This window comes from Methylococcus mesophilus, assembly GCF_026247885.1.
Taxonomy (GTDB): Bacteria; Pseudomonadota; Gammaproteobacteria; order Methylococcales; family Methylococcaceae; genus Methylococcus; species Methylococcus mesophilus.
Window position 1 is genome coordinate 2,126,488 of sequence record NZ_CP110921.1, and the last position, 17,520, is coordinate 2,144,007.

Consider the following 17,520-nt stretch of genomic DNA (forward strand, 5'->3'; position numbering starts at 1 on the left):
CCTCCCTGGCGCGGTCCGGCGCGTCGTCAATGCCCCGGCGAGCCGATGAAGCTGGTCTCCAGGCTGTGGCAGGTGTCGCAGCCGATCGGCGTGCCGGCGGCCACTTTGACGACCTTGGTCTTGAATCCGGCCTTCTTCAGCTTCTTGCCGTCGAAACCCCGGAAGTCGAACACCCGGTCCACCGGCGTCTTCGACAGACGGGTGCCCTTGTGATCGCTGCCGTGGCAGGCCGCGCACTGGTCTTCGCCCTTCAGTCCGCCGATCTTGGCATAGTTGTTGTGCCAGCCGCCGTAGTTGCTGCCGTCGCTGTTGGCGACGTCGCCGTCGGCCTGCTTCCACCAGTACGGGTCGTTGACGGGATGCATGTCGTGCGGGCCGCCCAGGATGCCGGGCTTGGTGTCACCGCTGTAGTTCACACCGCCGTCCAGGTCATCCTTCTTAGCAAAGGAGTCCGCCGTGTGGCAAACGTTGCACTCGAGGATGGTGCCGGTATGGCCCTGGAGCTGCAGCGCGGTGACGTTGTCGTTCGAACTCGGATCGCGGTTGGGCCAGACCGAGTGCGCCGCGCCGTGGCAGGCCGCACAGGCGACGTTGCCGTGGCGGTCCTTGCCGAAGCGGAACACCGGGGCGTCTACCTTGGTATCCACCGTTTTGGTAAGGAACGATCCTGATGCCTCATCCACGTCGTAATAGAAGTCCGTCGGAACGGCGGCTTGGAAGGTCTCCAACGGCGCTGCCGAGAAACGGCGAGAATCCGGATCCGTGCGATCCACCGCACGGGTCGTCGCCGACAAATCCGCATCGTCAAATGCCCGTTTCATCACGCCCGCGCTGAAGAAGCCGCCGCTCTTGTCGGCACCCTTGTTACCGTCACCGACATGGCAGGAACCGCAGTCCGGTTCGTCGAACCAGGGCACCCGGTAATCGTCGCGCTCGGTGGAACCGACCTTGTCCTTGTTGGCGAGATAGTTCTTCGGGAACGCTTCGCCCACCGCCAGCATGTCGCCGTGGCAGTCGTAACAGGTGACGCCCGCCGTGTACATGCGGTCGCGGTAAAGCTGCTCGCGATGGCCGGAATGGCAGCGCAAACAGTTCTCTTCCATCGGCAATTGCTTGCCCTGGTCGTCGAAGATCGGGAACAGGCTGCCGGTCTTGGTGGAATTGTTCGGACCTTTGGTCTTCCAATCCCAGCGTACGTGCGTCCCTTTAGCATCCCGCACGATATCGGTCTTACTGGCGTTCCACTGCAGTTCGCCGTGCCAGCGATGCATGGAAATGGAATAGTTGGGCGCGTAGATGGAGTCATCGGCCTTGAAGCCCTCTTCATCCCACCAACCGCTCTTGAAAGGCTCAAAGGATTGGGCGGTTGCATGGCAGCCGTAACAGGGACGCGGCGTATCTTTTTCTATATTCGCAGGGTGCTGTTTCTCGTCATCCGAAAGGTAAGTCTTGCTTACGGAATACATCATGTCGTTGAGAAACGTAATAATGTCGTAATACTGATGCAGGCTCGAATAATTCAAGGCCGCCGCGTATTCCTGGTCAAATATGCTAGCGGGGTCACCGCCGACATCGGATACGTCGAAAAACTCGGGTTTTTCCGGTATTTTGTCATCGGGGATAGCGTACGAGGAATAACCGGGCAGGGTCTTACTCGCCTCCAGCCCGTATTTACCCCAGGCGCTGGAAGCAAATGCCGCCTTGGTGTAGGGCGCGTTTGGGTTCGCCCCGACCTTGCCTTTGGCATGGCATTCCCGGCAATGAAAATCGCGCCCGGCGCTGACCACGCCGTCTGTCTTGGCCAGGACGCTGTTGCTCCCTTTGGCCACGGCTTCGACGCGCACCAGCGAGAATGGATTGACTCTCCCCTGGTCGTCGGTGTCGGTATAAGGCAGAAGGTTAGCTTCGAACCATGCCGCCGGCTTGTCGGCCACGCCCTCCTTCCTGGATTTTTCGCTGGCAACGAATTTGGAGAATGGCTGCGGGGTATTGGCGAAATAGGGATTTTCCCGGCCCGGCATATAGGCGCCATGGCCCTGATCGGTATTGGGATCGTCCGATACGACCGTGCCGGCACCGTCCTTCTTGGCTTTGAAATACCCTTCATCGGCCGTCGGCGCACCTTGGGCGGCGGCGCAACCGTAGGCGCCCCAGTATCCCGTCATCATCCAGGAACAGGCGAAATAACCTTCGGCCTTTTGCGCATCCGGGCGCGCAGGTATCTCCCACACGTCGGTTTTTTTCAGTGCCGCATCGAGTAGAGCGGCTGTCGTCGGCCAGTTGCGGCTGGTGGAATTGATGGAGTCTCCGCCGACGGGATCGTTCGGATTCGAGGCTGCCGAATATCGGAGTTCTACGGCGCCGCCATCCAGAAATACGGGCAGGCGATCCTTCTTGAAGGCATAGGCCCGAATGTTGTTGGCGGTCGGCGAAAATGAGCCATAGCCGTTGGAACCGTACCGCATGTCGCTCAGATTCTGATAGCTCCATTCCTCGAACGGCATGACCACGACGTCGCCCTTGGTGCCGTCCAGCTCGCCGCCCAGCGCCGGCGCGCCCTGCTCCGACACCTTGCCAGGCAGCCCCGTCGGCGGATTGCCTACCGTCACCTCGACGCTGTCCTCGCAGCGCCGGCCCTTGGCGTCGGTGGCGATGAACCTCACCCGGTAACGGCTGTCGTTGCGGACGAACGCGACCATCGCCATCAGCCCGGTGGGCCGCTTGTAGGCGGGTGGATTGCTGCCGGCGATGAGTTCGCCCATGGCGCCGCCGGCGAAATCCCATTCGTAGCTGAACGGCTGCGCCGCCGGGTCCTTGGCCGTGGCGGTGGCTTCGAAATGGGTCTCCACGCCGACCTGGACCGCGGTGCCTGGGCCAGGACTGACGATGCTGCAGGCGGGAGCGCCGCTGCAGGATTTGGGTGCGCCCTTCACCGGTTTGATGACCTCGGTGTCACCGGTCTGGACCCGCACCGCGCAGGGGACGCCCGCGAGGTCCTGGCGGCTCAGCGTCACCGCGAAACTGTCGCCCTGGCCACTGCCCAGCCGCCGGCCGTTGACGTCGTAGACATCGATGGGGCCGGTTCCGCCCTTGGCTTTGCCGGCGATCGTCAGCGTGCCGGACTTTTCCGACCAGGCCGCTTTGGCAATCTTGATCTTGGCGGCGGCCGAGACCGCTTGCGGAGCCAGCAGCACGGCCAGGGCGAGCAGCGGGCCTCCGAGGAGGAGGCGCCGCGAGGGACGCGTCTCCGTAGCAGGGCGATGGGTATTCATGGTTCCTCCAGGATTCTTGTTGTTGTGCACGGCGCCCAAGGGAAGGATGCGCGGCCGAAATGAGAATGAGCAACAACCAAGCCAGCCAAAATACTCCATCAAAACATGGAGAAAGGGTGATCCCGATTCCGCCGATCGCGCGATTTCACTGACCATGTGAGTCATTGCGCGCACGAGATCGCCTGCAACCCTGGGCGAGGCTGGAGCTTGCGGAGTGCGTTATCTGACGCAGAACTCAGGGCAGATCACACACACTGGAAACGGTCGCGCCCGTCCGCTCGATCTCGGCAAGGCCCTTGCAACACCGTCGCAGGCCGACAAGAGGAAGCGGCGGCCCGATTTGTGCCTAATTCTTGGACGTTCCAGCGAACGCCTAACTCCCGGCCCCACGGGAAAAGAGCGGCGCCATCCGGCACCGTTCCATTTCTCCGGTAGCCGCTTAACTCGCCATTGCCGTAACATATCGTGTCGATCCCAATGACCCGCCCATCAGAGGCCTTCCCCAAGCACATGAATTTCCAAGAGTTCTTCCATATGGGCGGCTATGCCGTCTACGTATGGACTTCCTATGGCCTGTGTTTCGCCGTGCTCGCCTTCAACCTGATCGCTCCGTTGCGCCGGAAAAACGAAACGCTGAAGAGCCTTCGCCGCCAGTTGAAGCAGGAGTCCCGCCCATGATGACGCCGCGCCGCAGACGCATGATGTGGGTAGCGCTGATGGTCGCCGGCGTGTGCATCGCCGCCTTCTTCGCCCTCACCGCCTTCCAGAAGAATCTCCTTTATTTCTATACGCCGTCCCAGGTGGCTTCCGGCGAAGCGCCGAAGGGCTACCCGTTCCGCATCGGCGGACTGGTGGTCAAGGAAAGCGTGAAGCGGGAACCGGACAGCCTGACCGTGCGCTTCGAGGTCTCCGACGGCCCCAACGCCGTGCCGGTACTCTATACCGGCATCCTTCCCGACCTGTTCCGGGAAGGCCAGGGCATCATCGCCGTGGGCCAGGTCGACGATGCCGGCACTTTCCGGGCGACCGAGGTGCTGGCCAAGCACGACGAGAACTACATGCCGCCCGAAGTCGCCGAATCATTGAAAAAGAACGGCCAACTCCCCGCTGACTACACGGAGTACCAGAAGAAATGATCGCCGAACTCGGCCACATCGCCCTGGTCATGGCCCTCCTGATGGCCTTGCTGCAGGGCACCTTTCCGCTGATGGGCGCCTCCCAGGGCGTGGGCATCTGGATGAGCGTCGCGAAACCCGCCGGCCGCGCGCAGTTCCTGTTTCTGCTGGCTTCCTTCGGCGCCCTGACGGCCTGCTTCATCACCAACGATTTTTCCGTGGAGTACGTCGCGCGCAACTCGAACTCGGCCTTGCCGCTGTACTATCGCATCGCCGCAGTCTGGGGCTCGCATGAGGGCTCGATGCTGCTGTGGGCCACGATCCTCGGGCTTTGGACGGCGGCGGTGACGGTGTTCAGCCGCAGCCTGTCCGAAGACTTCCTGGCCCGCGTCCTGGGCGTCATGGGGTTGGTGAGCATCGGCATCCTGCTGTTCATCCTGTTCACCTCGAACCCGTTCGAGCGGCTGGTGCCGGTGCCGCCCGACGGCAACGACCTGAATCCGCTGCTGCAGGATTTCGGCATGACGGTGCATCCGCCCATGCTGTACATGGGCTACGTGGGCCTCAGCGTGGCTTTCGCGTTCGCGATCGCCGCCCTGCTCGGCGGCTCGCTGGACTCGGCCTGGGCGCGCTGGTCGCGGCCCTGGACCCTGGTGGCGTGGCTGTTCCTGACCGGCGGCATCACCCTCGGCTCCTGGTGGGCCTATTACGAACTGGGCTGGGGCGGCTGGTGGTTCTGGGACCCGGTGGAAAACGCCTCCTTCATGCCCTGGCTGGTCGCCACCGCACTGATCCACTCGCTGGCGGTCACCGAGAAGCGCGGCGCCTTCAAGGCGTGGACCGTGCTGCTGGCGATCTTCGCCTTTTCGCTGAGCCTCCTCGGCACCTTCCTGGTCCGGTCCGGGGTGCTGACGTCCGTGCACGCCTTCGCTTCCGACCCCACCCGCGGCCTGTTCATCCTGATCCTGCTGGCCATCGTGGTGGGCGGTTCGCTGCTGGTATACACGGTGAAGGCCCCGGGGGTCCGCGATGTGGCGCGGTATAGCCTGGTGTCCAAGGAAAACCTGCTGCTGCTCAACAACATCCTGCTGGTGACCGCCTCCGGGAGCATCCTGCTCGGCACCCTCTACCCGCTGATCCTGGACGCGCTGAAGCTGGGCAAGATTTCGGTTGGCCCGCCGTATTTCGGCGCGGTGTTCGCTCCGCTGATGGCGCCGATCTTCCTGCTGGCCGGCATCGGTCCGATGTTCGCCTGGCGGGAGAGCCCGCTCGGGCGCGTGCTGCACCGGGTCCGCTACCTGTTCCCGGCGAGCTTCGCGGCCGGCATCACGCTCGCCGCCCTGGCCTGGGACGATGCCGATTTCAAGATGATGGCCGGCCTGGGCTGCGCGTTCTGGCTGGCAGCGAGCGCCCTGCTGAGCCTGTGGACCCGCGTCCGGCTGCGCGACGGCTGGCTCGAAGGGCTGCGCGCGCAGTCGCCCAGCGTCTACGGCATGACCGCCGCGCATCTCGGCGCCGCGGTGTTCCTGGTCGGCGCCGTGCTGTCCGACCGCCTGAGCCAGGAAAAGCTGGTGCGCATGGCACCCGGCGACAGCGTGACGCTGTCCGGCTACACCTTCAACTTCCTCGGCACGGAGACCGTCCAGGGCCCCAACTTCTCGGCCCAGCAAGCCACGTTCCGGGTGGAGCGGAACGGCGAGAGCCTGGAACTCAGGCCCCAGAAGCGGAACTACAAGGTACAGCGCAACATGATGACCGAAGCCGCCATCGACCCCGGCCTGTCCCGCGATCTCTACGTCGCCCTCGGGGAACCGCTGGACAAAAATGCCTGGAGCGTTCGGCTCTACGTCAAGCCGTTCATCCGCTGGATCTGGGCCGGCGGCTTGTTCATGATCGCCGGGGGCCTGTTGTCCGTCGGCGACCGGCGCTACCGCCTGCCGCTGCGCGAAGCCCGCGCCGTTCCCGAACGGGCCGCCGCCGCCCGCGCGACCTGACCCTTTGCGAGTTCAAGCCATGGAGACAACGCGCATGCGCTTCGCCATCCCACTCGTCATCTTCGTCCTGCTGGTCGTCCTGCTGGGCGTGGGCCTGACCCTGGATCCCCGCGAAGTGCCCTCCCCGCTCATCGGCAAACCGGCCCCGGCGTTCTCGCTGCCGGAGGTCGCCGCGGCCGACCGCACCCTGAGCCTGGACCAGCTCAAGGGACAGGTGTTCCTGCTCAACGTCTGGGCGTCCTGGTGCGTCTCCTGCCGTCAGGAGCATCCCGTGCTGGTGGAGTTCTCCAAGCGCGGCATCGTCCCGATCTACGGCCTCAACTACAAGGACACCCGCGACGATGCCCTCGCCTGGCTGAAGCGGTTCGGCGATCCCTACCGGGCCAGCGCCTTCGACGAGGACGGCAAGATGGGCATCGAATGGGGCGTCTACGGCGTGCCGGAAACCTTCCTGGTCGACAAGCACGGCGTGATCCGCTACAAGCAGACCGGGCCGGTGACGCCGGAAGACCTCGAAAACAAGATACTGCCGCTGATTCGCGAATTGCAGAGCGCCGCATGAAACGACTGATTCTTTGCCTTTGTGGCCTTTTGGCCGGCCACGCTGCGGATGCCATGGAAGTCCGCCAGTTCGACGATCCCGCCAAGCAGGAACGCTACGAAACGCTCATCAAGGACGTGCGCTGCCTGGTCTGCCAGAACCAGTCGCTCGCCGAATCGGATGCGGAACTGGCAAAGGACCTGCGCACCGAGGTCTACAACATCATCGAGAGCGGCAAGTCGAGCGAGGAAGCCGTGCAGTTCCTGACCGACCGCTACGGCGACTTCGTGCTCTACCGTCCTCCGTTCAAGAGCATCACGCTGCTGCTCTGGCTCGGGCCGTTCCTGCTGCTGGCCGGCGGCGCCGTCTTCCTGTGGAAGCAGGCCAGACGGCGCGCCGAGGCGGCGCAGCAGGAAGAGGCGCTCTCCGCCGAAGAGCGCCGGCGCCTCCAGCAGTTGAAAGACCGATTCCAGGGGTAATCACATGACATCGTTTTGGGTGCTGGCGGCGGCCCTGCTGCTGGCCGGCTACGGCTTTTTCCTTCCCGCCCTGCTCGGGCAGAAATCCGCCCCCGGCGTCGACCGCGCGAGGCTCAACTGGCTGATCAATCGGCAGAAGCGGGAAGAACTTGCGGCCGAGACAGGCGACGACAAAGCCGCCGAGCAACTCGGCGACGACTTCGACCGCGACCTCCTGGCCGACCTTGCCGCCGCCGAGGCCAAGCCCCCCCGGCAGAAGCCGGAGGCAGGGAAGACCTCCCTCATCGTCGTGTTGACGGCCTTGCCGCTGGCGATCCTGGCGCTGTACGGCGGGCTGGGCCGGATGGACCTGATCGCCCACCCGGCCGCCGTCGCCGCCGCCGCAGAGCCGGGAATGGCCGCGGGGGATTTGCAGGCGAGGGTCGAGCAGCTCTCCAATCGCCTCCAGCAGCAGCCCAACGATCTGGACGGCTGGCTGTTGCTTGGCCGCTCGCTGCTTGCGGTCCAGCAGATGGACAAGGCCGTGCAAGCCTACGAATTCGCGATGAAGCTGGCGCCCGACAATCCCGATGTGCAGGCGCTCTACGCCCAGGCGCTCGGGGAAGCGAACCAGGGCAGCCTCCAGGGCAGGCCGACTGAGATCATCGACGGCATCCTCCAGCGCAATCCGAACCACCTGCACAGCCTTTGGCTGGCCGGACTCGCCGCGGCGGAACGCGAGGACAAGGCCAAGGCCGTGGAATACTGGAAGAAGCTCCGCTCGCTCCTGCCCGCGGACGGCGAACAGACGCGGCAACTGGACGGCTATATCGCCGAACTGGCGGGCACGGCGCCGCCCGAGGCCAAGACGGCGAGCGCGGCTCCCACGTCCGCCGGAGCGGGCAAGAGCATCCGGGTGAAAGTTACCCTCGATACCAAGCTGAAAGGCCAGGCGGGACCCAACGACGTCGTCTTCATCTTCGCCCGCGCCGCGGAAGGCCCGCCCATGCCCCTGGCCATCAGCCGCAAGAAGGTCAGCGACCTGCCGGCCGAAATCACCCTGAACGACGGCATGGCGATGGCGCCCGGCATGAAGTTGTCGTCCTTCCCGCGCATCGTCATCGGCGCCCGCGTCTCCAAGACTGGCAATGCCATGCCCGCGCCCGGCGACCTGCAGGGCCTGACCTCCCCGGTGGAGGCGCAAGACGGCGGCAGTTACGCGGTGGATATCGGACAGGTCGTGAACTGACGGCGACGGCAGCACAAGCGCCGCCGATAGGCTATATTGACGGCCATGGCGGAGGTCGGTTCATCCGCCGGCCGTCTTGCATGCCGTCATCGCATTTTCCGACATCGTTGCCGGGAGAGAACAACAACATGAACACGAAGCGCGGCCTAGCCGTCACCCTGGTCCTGATCGCCACCCTGGCAAGCGGGTGCGCCAGCATCCGCGCCCGCACCGATGTGTTGCCCAGGAAGGGCTGGACCGTCTACCCCGGCGCACAGCAGGGTGTGACGGACATCGACGCAGCCGTCAACGGCAAACTGCCCTATCCCGGCTGGATGCAAGTGCTGCTGTTCCCCGCGTTCGTGCTGGACCTGCCGGTGGGCGCCGTCTTCGACACACTGGCCCTGCCCTACGACCTCTACCGCATCAACCACCCGGAAGACTTCGCCGGGAGAAAGCGCAAGTGATTCCCAGGACGGCGTGGGATACACTCCGGCCATGCCGTCCCGCCATTCCTTACTGATCGTCCTCATCCTGTCGGCCGCCCTGGCACTGGGCTCCGCGGCATCGGCCTATGTACGGGCGCCGGAAATCCCCAAGGGACGCTCAGACACCTCCGGCCAGTTTCTGGTCGCGCATCCGAAGATGCCGGCGAACCTTTTCGCGCACAGCGTCATCTACGTGGTGAGCCACGACGAGGGGGGCGCCATGGGCCTCGTCGTCAACCGTCTTGCCGGGGCGGGTCCGTTGGGGAAATTGCTGGAAGCCTTTGGGCTCAAGTCGAATGAGCAACGCGAGATCAAGCTGTATTTGGGCGGTCCGGTGGGAGTCGGGCAGGGCTTCGTCCTGCATTCCGACGATTACGCCGGTGCCAGCACCCGGGTGCTGAAAAAGGGCCTGTCGCTATCGACCGGGCCGGATATCCTGGAAGCCCTCGCGCGCGGCCGCGGCCCTCGGCAGGTCCGGATGCTGTTCGGCTATGCCGGCTGGTCGCCGGGCCAACTGGACGGCGAGATCGCCCGCGGCGACTGGCTGCTCGCGCCGGCGGACACCGTCCTGATCTTCTCCGACCAGCCGGACACCGTCTGGGAACAGGCGCTCAAGCACGCCGGCCTGCCCCTTTAGCCCGGCCTCACTGGCCGGTTTGCGGCAAAGGCTTCGCCCCCGCGACGCGCACGGCTTCGGCCGGCGGCCGCACTTCGGCATCGAGCTCCAGGTCGATTTTCAAGCGCTTCGCCGCCGATTTGGCCTCCTTGCCGTCCTTGAACGGCCCCGCCAGCACCTCGTAGCCATCGCCACTCTTCACCGCTCGCGCAGGAATGGGCGGTCCCTGATGGTTCAGTACGGCGGCCACGCGGCGGGCACTCAGCTCCTCCCGCGTGGTCGCCGCCTTCACCAGCCAGCCGTTTGCATTTTCAGGCGGCAGCTCCGGCCGGCCGAACCAAGCGGCAGGCCGCTGAAGCTGCGTCGCCTGGGCCAGCGAGGCCGACGCCGGCGGCGAATTCGCCTGGATCGGCACGGGAATGCCCCGAGCCTCGGCAAGAACCTGCTCTACCTTGGGCCAGTCCAGAACGGCGCCTTCCTTTTTCTCCAGACGCTTCAGCCTGGCGGTAAGCTCGCTTTTCAGCCTGGCCTGATTCAGTTCCTCATATGGCTCATGCGCCTCCAGGTAGACCTGCCCGCCCTTGCGGCCCACCAGGTACGGCTGGTTGACGATGCGGACGGCGGCCCCCGTCTTCACGTCGGGGAACACCGCGGCGATGTCTTCCGGGTACAGCCGGATGCAGCCGTTGCTTGCGCGGAACCCGATGCTGTAAGGCTTGTTGGTGCCGTGAATCAGGTATTGCGGCCGGCTGAGATACATCGCGTAATCGCCGAGCGGATTGTCGGGACCGGGCGACACGGCCGCCGGCAGCGGATCGCCCTTGAGCGCGTGATCCTTGCGGATGTTCTCGGTGGGATACCAGGTCGGAAACTCGGTCTTGCGGACCACCGTCATGTAGCCGGTCGGCGTCGAACGCCCTTCCTTGCCGATGCCGACCGGATAGGTGGAGACGGCCCCATCCGCGGATTTGGGCGGGAAATGATAGAGCCGCATCGTCGCCAGGTTGATGATCACTCCCTTGCGCGGCGCATCCGGCAGAGTGAACTGCAGAGGCAGCACCAGCCGGCGGCCGGCTTCCGGCACCCAGGGATCGAGGCCGGGATTGGCCTCGCTAAGCTCCTGAAATCCAAGGCCATAATGGCGTGCGATGTCCGACAGCGTGTCGCCCTCGCGGGTCTCGACCGACGCCAGATGGCCGACCACGCTTTCGTCTCCGGCCACGCTGAACTGGTGTTTCTCGACCGCGACCGGAAGCGGCGGCGGACTCGGAGGTGCCTCCCGCGGCGGAGGCGTGAAGGCACAGCCTCCGAGCAGTGCGCTGGCCGCAGCCACGAACAGCAACCGCTGCGGCAGACGGATGGAGAAATTGCCGCACAGGCGGCGAGCCGAAATCAAGACCGGGAAAAGTGAGACGTTCATGCCGAATGCTGCAAGCAGCATGCATGCCACTTGCAGCACCGAGCCGCTCAGCCCGGCGGGTTATTCGACGCTGTAGCCCCGCCCCTTCAGGCAGGCACCATAGGCGCGCAGAAAATCGGCGGATTTAGCCCCCTGAGCTTGGGCCTGCTGAGCCTGGGCTTTCTGCTCGGCCTGCTGCTGGCGGCGGTGCTTCGCGGCGCTGAGCACGCCGCCGCCCACCGCACCGATCTCCGCCCCTTTGCCGGCATCGCCCGCCATTGCGCCGATGGCGGCGCCCGCCGCGGCGCCTTTCGCCCCTCCCCGCAGCAAGCCGCCCTTGCCGGACTGCGTTCCGGGCGTCGGCTGGGGAGCGGTCGCCGCTTTCAGCGGGTCGAATCCGGTCTGCTGGGTCGCCCAGGCCTGGCATTGCGCTTTGTCGGCCGACATCTGCTCGGCGCTCTGGCCTTTGGCCGGATAGACGTACGGCTCCTGCGCAGAAAGGACCGGCGCAATTGCCGCCAACACGACGAATAACCCCGACACAGCCGTTTTGGGGGTCCTTGGCTTCTGGTTTCGCTCCACGGCACAACTCCTGTAAGGTTTAAGGCACATTGTTGTCGATTTTTTCCTCAAGACTCTGCTCCTTGGGGCTGGAGGCAAACGAGCCCGTCGTCCGGCACTGCACCAGCCGCTGCGCACCGCGCTCGCCCCAGGACTTGAACGCCTCTTTCACATCGTCCCATTCGTGGAAATCCCGGACATCGAGCTTGCCGACCCGCTTGTCCGCGGCGGCATACAGGCGCTGCCCGGTCAGGGAATCCAGGATTTCCAGCTCGAACGCCGCGTCTCCAGAGAACAACGCCTGACCCGTGGATTCCGAGTAAAGCGCGGCGGGCGCGGTGACATAAGGCGCCAGCACGGTACCCTCCTTCAGCAGCACGTTGGCCTTGTCGGCCTCGGTCAGTGCCATGCGCACCCGCATCACGTCAGGACCCGGCTGGGTCACCACTTCGAACCGGGCCTTGTTCATCACCTCCAGCAGGGTATCGGTGCCGAGCTTGCGCAGCATGTCGCGGTCCTTGGGCTCGAGCTTCTGCAGCCAGGAATCGCCCGTTTTCGCCCATAGCGTGACAGGATCGACCATCACCTTGCTGTATTTCCGGCAATCCGCGGCCGGATTGGCGTAGACCAGCAGAGGCTCGTTGCCGTTGCCCTTGCGCAGGCTCGAGTAACTTCCCAGGAATCCCGACGGTTGGACCTCCCGGGCCTGCTTGGTCGCGCTGCAGCCGCAGAGAACTGCCACGGCCACGGCCGCCAGCAGGGCACTGGGGCGGCCGGGAACATCACGAAATGACGGCATCCCGCCGCGCTCCTTTTCCCTGTTTGAAATCCTCACAAAGGTTCTCCTCCTAATGGCGGGTTTCAGGCATTCGGACTGTTGACGACCTGGTAGACCACGTCGCTGCCGCTGTAGAACGGACGGTACCAGATCCCGCCGAATTCGTAGTACCTGACGCCGTTGACGGTATGGGTCGCCGCGCCTCCGGGGAGCGAACTCACGGTCAGGCCGGGTGGCGGCATGACCACCGTGTAGCCGCTGCCGGATGGCGTATAGAACGCGCCGCCGCAGTCGGAATAAGGCTGCTGGCCGCTGTAGACCGTGACGCAGGATGGCGGCAGGCTGGTCACGGTGGCTCCCTGCGGCGGTGGCGTCACCACATAACCCGAACCCTGCGGCAGATAATAGGCGCCGTTCGAGTAGTAGTAGGTGTTGTTCTCGACTACGACCGGCTGCGAGTTGCGCGGCACCGAAGCGACCATCTCGCCGATCATGAGGCCTTCCATCATGCCCATCATCGCCATGCCGCTGTAATAGCCGCCCCAGGTACCGCCGATGAACACCGGCCCGTAGTAGTTGCCGCCGCCGTAGTAGTCATAGCGGTTTTTCTGGAGCTGTTCCGCCTGCTGGGTGTGGTATTGCGCCATGGAGTCCTGCTGTTTATAGGCATTCTGCTGGACTGTGTTGATCTCCTTGTCGCGATTCTGCTGAACCGTGTTGATCTCGTTGTCCCGATCCTGCTGACGCTGGTCCGGCGTTGCCTCCTGGCGGTTTTCCGGGCGCTGAAAGCCCTGACCTCCATTCCCGAAATCGCGGTTCGCGTTTTGCCGCCAGTCGTGGCCGGCGCCGTCCGCGCCGTCGGACGCCCGCACACTGCCCAGGCCACCGCCGCCGAAACTGCCGCCGCCTATCCCGGTCCCGCCGTAGCGTTGGCCCTCGTCACCGCGGTCATCCCCCGCGCGCTGGCCGAAACCGCCGCCCCCGACATGGCCGCCGAATTCCCCACCGCCGAAATGGCCGCCTCCGAACCCCCCGCCGAAGCCGCCATGCGCGCCGGTGATCCGGGGGAGGCCCATACCGGCCAGCAGCAAGCCCAATACGGCGATGCCCAGACGGTTCTCAAATCCGGTATTTCGATTCATCAGTTTGTCCTCCACTCGCGTCACGGCGCCTTCTTTGCCTGCTCTTTCCTGGCGGAAACCGCAGCCTTCAGAAAGCCGATGCGCTCGGCCTTCGGCGGGAGCGCGGCACTGAATGCGGAATCCGGCAGATGGGTGGCGAAGTCCCAGTCGGACAGCACCGCCATGTACTGCGGCGCGCCGGGAAGCGTTTTGTAGGTGATGACGAATTTCCGGGGCAGCGGCAATTTGCCGTCCTCGATCCAGAGCTGCCAGTCGACGTTCTTGCCGACGAAGGCGAGATGATGGCACGGCATCCCGCCCACCTCGCTCATCCCGGCATGGAAGCCGAATACCGCGTGCGGCTTCAGGATGGCATAGGGGTCGCTGTACAGAAGGTCGGACAACGGCGGCGTGAAGCCGAGCTGAGCGATGAGATAATCCAGCGTGGCATCGATGCCCGCCGGCGTCTGCTCCACGGCATAGGTACCGTGCGCCTCGTCCAGCAGGGTGAAGTTCTTGCCATCGTACCAGAAGCGCTTTTCACCCACGTCGGTCCGATAGCGAACCCGGAAGCGGTCGGGACGCCGAACCGATATGTCGTCGGATGCCGCAAGCTGGATCTTCTGACCGGAAGCGAGAAGATCGTCGTACAGCACGTCCACGTGCACCGAAAACTCCTTGGCTGACTTTAGGTAGTCCCCCATCTGCCGCAGCAACTGGTCAACCTGCGCGCCGATCGCCACCTCCGGCGCGCTTTCGGCCGCCGGCTTCGATGCCGGCTTGTCGGCCGCGGTGGCCCAGCCGCCGCCAGCGCATATCAGCAGTCCGGCGAGCGCCAGTGCGCCGGGATGGCGCATCCGTTGATTCTGTTTCACCACATCCTCCATTGGTCGAAGCGGGACAAGGCACCGACGACGCCGGCCCACGAGATGCCGGGCCCGCCCCCTCGAATCACCGGCTTCGGAGGCCGGGAGGGGGCGACCGGTCGGAAGCGCCGAAGCTAGGGCTTTTCGGTACCCGAGGTCCAGGCGGAAAGCTTGTTGGCTGCCCGTTCGCACCAGGCGTCGATCGCGTTCTGGGCATCGCCCCATTGCCACTGGAACCCGGTGGAAACATTGCCGCCGCCGATCCTCCGGTCCACCACCAGCGCCAACGTCTGGCCGGTCACGGAATCCGTGATCTTGGCTTCACCCTGGGCGCCGCCGACGAAAGGGAAGGTATCCGTCGCCAAGTATTTCAGGTTGGACAGCATATGCGCCTGCGGGATGATCATGGACACCGACCGCAGCACAGGCGTCGCAGTTTCGGCGTCCGTCATGGCCACATCCAGTTTCAGCACGCCGGGGCCTGGGCGATCGGCGAGTTGCATCTTCTCGCCGATCTTTTCCTTGAGCTTCTGGTTGAAGTAGTTGACCAGTTCCTGCTGGTCGGCAGCGGAAACCTGGGTCGTATCCCCTCCCCAAAAGGTCACCGGGCTGACCAGGACCTTGTTGTACTTGGTCCAGTCAGCCTTCGGATTGTTATAGCGCAACGCCGCACCGTCCTTGGGGCCCGGCGAAAGCTTGGAACAATCGCTGCCCAGGAAGGCGCACTTCAAGCCGCCCGGTTTGAGTTCGGCCTTTTCGGTCGTCGCACAGCCCGCCACCGACAGCAGACAGACGGCCAGGACCGGGAAAATCGCACCTCTGGAACCGATCGAAGCGGCAACCGCAGACTTTTCTTCCATCTTGTTTCTCCTTGAGTCGAACAACCTAAGAACAGATCAGATCGAACGCGGCCAAAACCTGCCATCGCGAGAGTGACGCCGCGCAGTGACACAACGCGAATAAGCCTACAACATCGAAGTGAGAGCGCAAACCATGGGGAAACGATTCTCCTAGCGGGACGCCGGCACCGGCGGAAAGGCCGCGAACATCTTCGCTATCGCCTGCTTGGCCAGCGCTTCATTCTCGGCCGGATTCTCGGAAATGGTTTCATGCGCCACCCCTCGCCAGATGGGCCGCTCCGACCGGCCATCGAGGATGTTTACGATCAGGGTCCCCTCCCGGAAAGTGGTGACCACCGTTTGGGCGGGACCGACGTTCTGATTGAGGGCCCAGCCGTCGTAGTAGGTATCGTTGCGTTCCTCCTCCTCGGTCAGGACCTCCGCATCCAGGGCGGCATCCCCCTTGCCTTCGCCGACCTTGCGCCAGCCCTTGGAACGTAGTGCCGCATCGACCAGTTCGACGATGCGCCGGTCAACCGACGCATTGCCGGACGCCGGCCGGCTGAGCCAAAAGTAGGTCTTGTACCGCGAGAAATCGGCGTTCCGGTCGAAATCGGTATCAACCCGGATCGTGGCGCAAGCGGCGAGCAACACCACGAGAAGCGATCCGGCCGCCGCCGACAGCGGTCTCCACAACGTTTTCCGGTACACGGTCTGTTCTCCCGCTTAGTCTTTGGATTGGGACAATTGCATGCCGACCAGCCGGGCCACCAGGATCGCCACGTACATCTGGCCGGCGATCGCCTCCATGTAGGCCAGCATGCCCGCCACCCGGCTCAGCGGCACGATGTCGCCGTAGCCCACGGTCGCAAGCGTGACGAAGCTGAAATACAGGTAGGCGGGCGATACCGGATCCTGATGACACTGCGGCGCGCCGCACTGGTAAGACCCGGGCGCCGCGGTTTCCAACAGGAAATGGGCATTGGCGAAAGTGAATCCCATCAGCAGATAGACGCTGACGGCACCGTACAGCAGGCTGGCGGAAACATTCGCCCGGCTGGAGAAGATGTCCCAGGCCAGCGCAAGCGTGACTCGGGAGAAGAACAGGAAGCTGAATGTCAGCCAGACGACCGTGAGCCAATAGGTTTCCGGCACGAACAAACGGGCCCAGCCAGCCACGAACATGACGAAGGCGGCAGTGACCGTCAGCGCGATCTGGACGGGCGTCCTGCCGGTGGCCAGGGTGCCGGAAATGAGGGTCCCGATCATGATCAGTTGCTCCACGATCCGGACCACCAGCCGTTCCGTCACGGCGCTGATGATGAGGAGCACGATCAACGTTGCCAGCAAATAAACGTAATAGTGCGGCCCGCGTCCGAAGCCGACAAAGTGGCCCGGCAGGACGCGCAGTGGAGGAGATTTGCCGCCTACTGATTCCTTCATTGGAGAAGACTGAGCATGGTCGATCCCGGATGGCGTTCCTTACGCGGCGCTATTTTTCGAAAAGTTTACCCGCTATTTCGAGGTTTTTTTCGAGCACCGCCGTTTCCGTTACGCTTTTTTCCCTTCACGCCAGAAGGCTTGTCCGCTTTATCCTGTGCCGAGGGCTTCGCCGCCTTGAGTTGCGCCTCGCGCCAGTCACCGACTCGCTGCAAGGCTTCGCCGATCTCGCCCGGCGTCATTTCGTCCACGAGGGTGGCACGCGCTTCCAGCGCATCCGTCTGGCCGCCGTCGGCAGCCAGTGTGTACCAGTAATAGGCCTTCACGTTGTCGCGGATCACCCCCTCGCCTTCGGCGTACATCGAACCCAGCACCGCCGCGGCGCTGGACTCACCCTGTTCCGCAGCTTTGACAAACCAGCGGGCGGCTTCGTCGGTGTTCTTGTCCACGCCGAGACCGTAGTAGTAAAGGATGCCCAGCTTGCTCTGCCCGATGGGATCGCCGCGCTCGGCGGCCTGGCGGTACCAGCGCTCGGCGGCCGCATAGTCCTGCTCGACGCCCAGCCCCTTCATGTAAAGATTGCCGAGATTCACCTGGGCCGCGGGTTCACCCCGCTCGGCCGCCTGCTTGAACTCCCGCAATGCGGCAGGGTAGTCGCCACGCTCGACGGCCTTCACTCCGGCGTCCCCCTCGGCGTACGCCGCGCCGCAAAGACAAGCCGTGATAAGCCATACCACGGGACGCATCAGGGATGCACGGTGAGTGTGAGCTTGGCGTTGGAGCCTGCGCGGGGAAAACATCTTT

At 64.3% G+C, this 17,520-nt stretch carries 18 protein-coding genes; 8 read left to right on the forward strand and 10 right to left on the reverse strand.

What is annotated here, in order from left to right:
* Window positions 1-26: 26 nt before the first annotated feature.
* Complete coding sequence (locus OOT43_RS09930; RefSeq protein WP_266024764.1) at window positions 27-3,272, reverse strand: cytochrome C; 3,246 nt, start codon at window positions 3,270-3,272, stop codon at window positions 27-29.
* Window positions 3,273-3,782: 510 nt separating this feature from the next.
* Between OOT43_RS09930 and ccmD the strand changes: the two genes are divergently transcribed.
* From ccmD to OOT43_RS09970, 8 genes are all read left to right on the forward strand, one after another.
* Complete coding sequence (ccmD, locus tag OOT43_RS09935) at window positions 3,783-3,950, forward strand: heme exporter protein CcmD (RefSeq protein WP_266024765.1); 168 nt, start codon at window positions 3,783-3,785, stop codon at window positions 3,948-3,950.
* Entirely contained in the window at window positions 3,947-4,408 is a 462-nt protein-coding gene (gene ccmE / locus OOT43_RS09940; protein WP_266024766.1) for a cytochrome c maturation protein CcmE, read from the forward strand. Before ccmD ends, ccmE begins: the two co-directional genes overlap by 4 nt.
* Complete coding sequence (locus tag OOT43_RS09945; protein WP_266024767.1) at window positions 4,405-6,381, forward strand: heme lyase CcmF/NrfE family subunit; 1,977 nt, start codon at window positions 4,405-4,407, stop codon at window positions 6,379-6,381. Before ccmE ends, OOT43_RS09945 begins: the two co-directional genes overlap by 4 nt.
* A 34-nt stretch (window positions 6,382-6,415) precedes the next feature.
* Complete coding sequence (locus OOT43_RS09950) at window positions 6,416-6,943, forward strand: DsbE family thiol:disulfide interchange protein (protein WP_266024768.1); 528 nt, start codon at window positions 6,416-6,418, stop codon at window positions 6,941-6,943.
* Window positions 6,940-7,401, forward strand: a complete 462-nt coding sequence (locus OOT43_RS09955) for a cytochrome c-type biogenesis protein (protein ID WP_266024769.1) — start codon at window positions 6,940-6,942, stop codon at window positions 7,399-7,401. The genes OOT43_RS09950 and OOT43_RS09955 overlap by 4 nt, the downstream gene beginning before the upstream one ends.
* A 4-nt stretch (window positions 7,402-7,405) precedes the next feature.
* Window positions 7,406-8,629, forward strand: a complete 1,224-nt coding sequence (ccmI, locus tag OOT43_RS09960) for a c-type cytochrome biogenesis protein CcmI (RefSeq protein ID WP_266024770.1) — start codon at window positions 7,406-7,408, stop codon at window positions 8,627-8,629.
* Between the two features lie 128 nt (window positions 8,630-8,757).
* The gene (locus OOT43_RS09965; protein ID WP_266024771.1) at window positions 8,758-9,075 is read left to right on the forward strand and encodes a YceK/YidQ family lipoprotein; all 318 of its coding nucleotides are present in this window, start codon (window positions 8,758-8,760) and stop codon (window positions 9,073-9,075) included.
* 13 nt (window positions 9,076-9,088) lie between these two features.
* Window positions 9,089-9,733: a YqgE/AlgH family protein gene (locus OOT43_RS09970; RefSeq protein ID WP_266024772.1), complete on the forward strand. Its 645-nt coding sequence runs from the start codon at window positions 9,089-9,091 to the stop codon at window positions 9,731-9,733.
* A 7-nt stretch (window positions 9,734-9,740) separates the two neighbouring features.
* Here the strand turns inward: OOT43_RS09970 and OOT43_RS09975 are convergent, their stop codons facing one another.
* The 9 genes from OOT43_RS09975 to OOT43_RS10015 form a co-directional block, all read right to left on the reverse strand.
* On the reverse strand, window positions 9,741-11,132 hold the full coding sequence (locus tag OOT43_RS09975) for a L,D-transpeptidase family protein (protein ID WP_266024773.1): 1,392 nt from the start codon (window positions 11,130-11,132) through the stop codon (window positions 9,741-9,743).
* A 60-nt stretch (window positions 11,133-11,192) separates the two neighbouring features.
* A complete protein-coding gene (locus OOT43_RS09980) occupies window positions 11,193-11,636 on the reverse strand; it encodes a glycine zipper domain-containing protein (RefSeq protein WP_266024774.1) in 444 nt (147 codons plus the stop codon).
* 76 nt (window positions 11,637-11,712) lie between these two features.
* Window positions 11,713-12,471, reverse strand: coding sequence for a DUF3313 domain-containing protein (locus tag OOT43_RS09985; RefSeq protein ID WP_266024775.1), 759 nt, complete (start codon window positions 12,469-12,471; stop codon window positions 11,713-11,715).
* A gap of 62 nt (window positions 12,472-12,533) precedes the next feature.
* Window positions 12,534-13,592, reverse strand: a complete 1,059-nt coding sequence (locus OOT43_RS09990; protein WP_266024777.1) for a DUF6515 family protein — start codon at window positions 13,590-13,592, stop codon at window positions 12,534-12,536.
* Between the two features lie 20 nt (window positions 13,593-13,612).
* A complete protein-coding gene (locus OOT43_RS09995) occupies window positions 13,613-14,446 on the reverse strand; it encodes a DUF2092 domain-containing protein (protein ID WP_266024778.1) in 834 nt (277 codons plus the stop codon).
* A 125-nt stretch (window positions 14,447-14,571) separates the two neighbouring features.
* Window positions 14,572-15,297: a DUF3313 domain-containing protein gene (locus OOT43_RS10000; protein ID WP_266024780.1), complete on the reverse strand. Its 726-nt coding sequence runs from the start codon at window positions 15,295-15,297 to the stop codon at window positions 14,572-14,574.
* Between the two features lie 150 nt (window positions 15,298-15,447).
* Window positions 15,448-15,987 carry a DUF4136 domain-containing protein gene (locus OOT43_RS10005; protein ID WP_266024781.1) on the reverse strand — a complete coding sequence of 180 codons (540 nt, stop codon included), beginning with the start codon at window positions 15,985-15,987 and terminating at the stop codon, window positions 15,448-15,450.
* Window positions 15,988-16,002: 15 nt separating this feature from the next.
* A complete protein-coding gene (locus OOT43_RS10010) occupies window positions 16,003-16,719 on the reverse strand; it encodes an ion channel (protein ID WP_266024782.1) in 717 nt (238 codons plus the stop codon).
* Window positions 16,720-16,784: 65 nt separating this feature from the next.
* On the reverse strand, window positions 16,785-17,462 hold the full coding sequence (locus OOT43_RS10015; RefSeq protein ID WP_266024783.1) for a tetratricopeptide repeat protein: 678 nt from the start codon (window positions 17,460-17,462) through the stop codon (window positions 16,785-16,787).
* Window positions 17,463-17,520: the final 58 nt, after the last annotated feature.

Excerpts from the sequence above, each read along its gene's own strand:
- OOT43_RS09930 (WP_266024764.1), bottom strand. The coding sequence starts at position 3,272 with ATGAATACCCATCGCCCTGCTACGGAGACGCGTCCCTCGCGGCGCCTC.
- ccmD (WP_266024765.1), top strand. The coding sequence starts at position 3,783 with ATGAATTTCCAAGAGTTCTTCCATATGGGCGGCTATGCCGTCTACGTA.
- ccmE (WP_266024766.1), top strand. The coding sequence starts at position 3,947 with ATGATGACGCCGCGCCGCAGACGCATGATGTGGGTAGCGCTGATGGTC.
- OOT43_RS09945 (WP_266024767.1), top strand. The coding sequence starts at position 4,405 with ATGATCGCCGAACTCGGCCACATCGCCCTGGTCATGGCCCTCCTGATG.
- OOT43_RS09950 (WP_266024768.1), top strand. The coding sequence starts at position 6,416 with ATGCGCTTCGCCATCCCACTCGTCATCTTCGTCCTGCTGGTCGTCCTG.
- OOT43_RS09955 (WP_266024769.1), top strand. The coding sequence starts at position 6,940 with ATGAAACGACTGATTCTTTGCCTTTGTGGCCTTTTGGCCGGCCACGCT.
- ccmI (WP_266024770.1), top strand. The coding sequence starts at position 7,406 with ATGACATCGTTTTGGGTGCTGGCGGCGGCCCTGCTGCTGGCCGGCTAC.
- OOT43_RS09965 (WP_266024771.1), top strand. The coding sequence starts at position 8,758 with ATGAACACGAAGCGCGGCCTAGCCGTCACCCTGGTCCTGATCGCCACC.
- OOT43_RS09975 (WP_266024773.1), bottom strand. The coding sequence starts at position 11,132 with ATGAACGTCTCACTTTTCCCGGTCTTGATTTCGGCTCGCCGCCTGTGC.
- OOT43_RS09985 (WP_266024775.1), bottom strand. The coding sequence starts at position 12,471 with ATGCCGTCATTTCGTGATGTTCCCGGCCGCCCCAGTGCCCTGCTGGCG.
- OOT43_RS09990 (WP_266024777.1), bottom strand. The coding sequence starts at position 13,592 with ATGAATCGAAATACCGGATTTGAGAACCGTCTGGGCATCGCCGTATTG.
- OOT43_RS10000 (WP_266024780.1), bottom strand. The coding sequence starts at position 15,297 with ATGGAAGAAAAGTCTGCGGTTGCCGCTTCGATCGGTTCCAGAGGTGCG.
- OOT43_RS10010 (WP_266024782.1), bottom strand. The coding sequence starts at position 16,719 with ATGAAGGAATCAGTAGGCGGCAAATCTCCTCCACTGCGCGTCCTGCCG.
- OOT43_RS10015 (WP_266024783.1), bottom strand. The coding sequence starts at position 17,462 with ATGCGTCCCGTGGTATGGCTTATCACGGCTTGTCTTTGCGGCGCGGCG.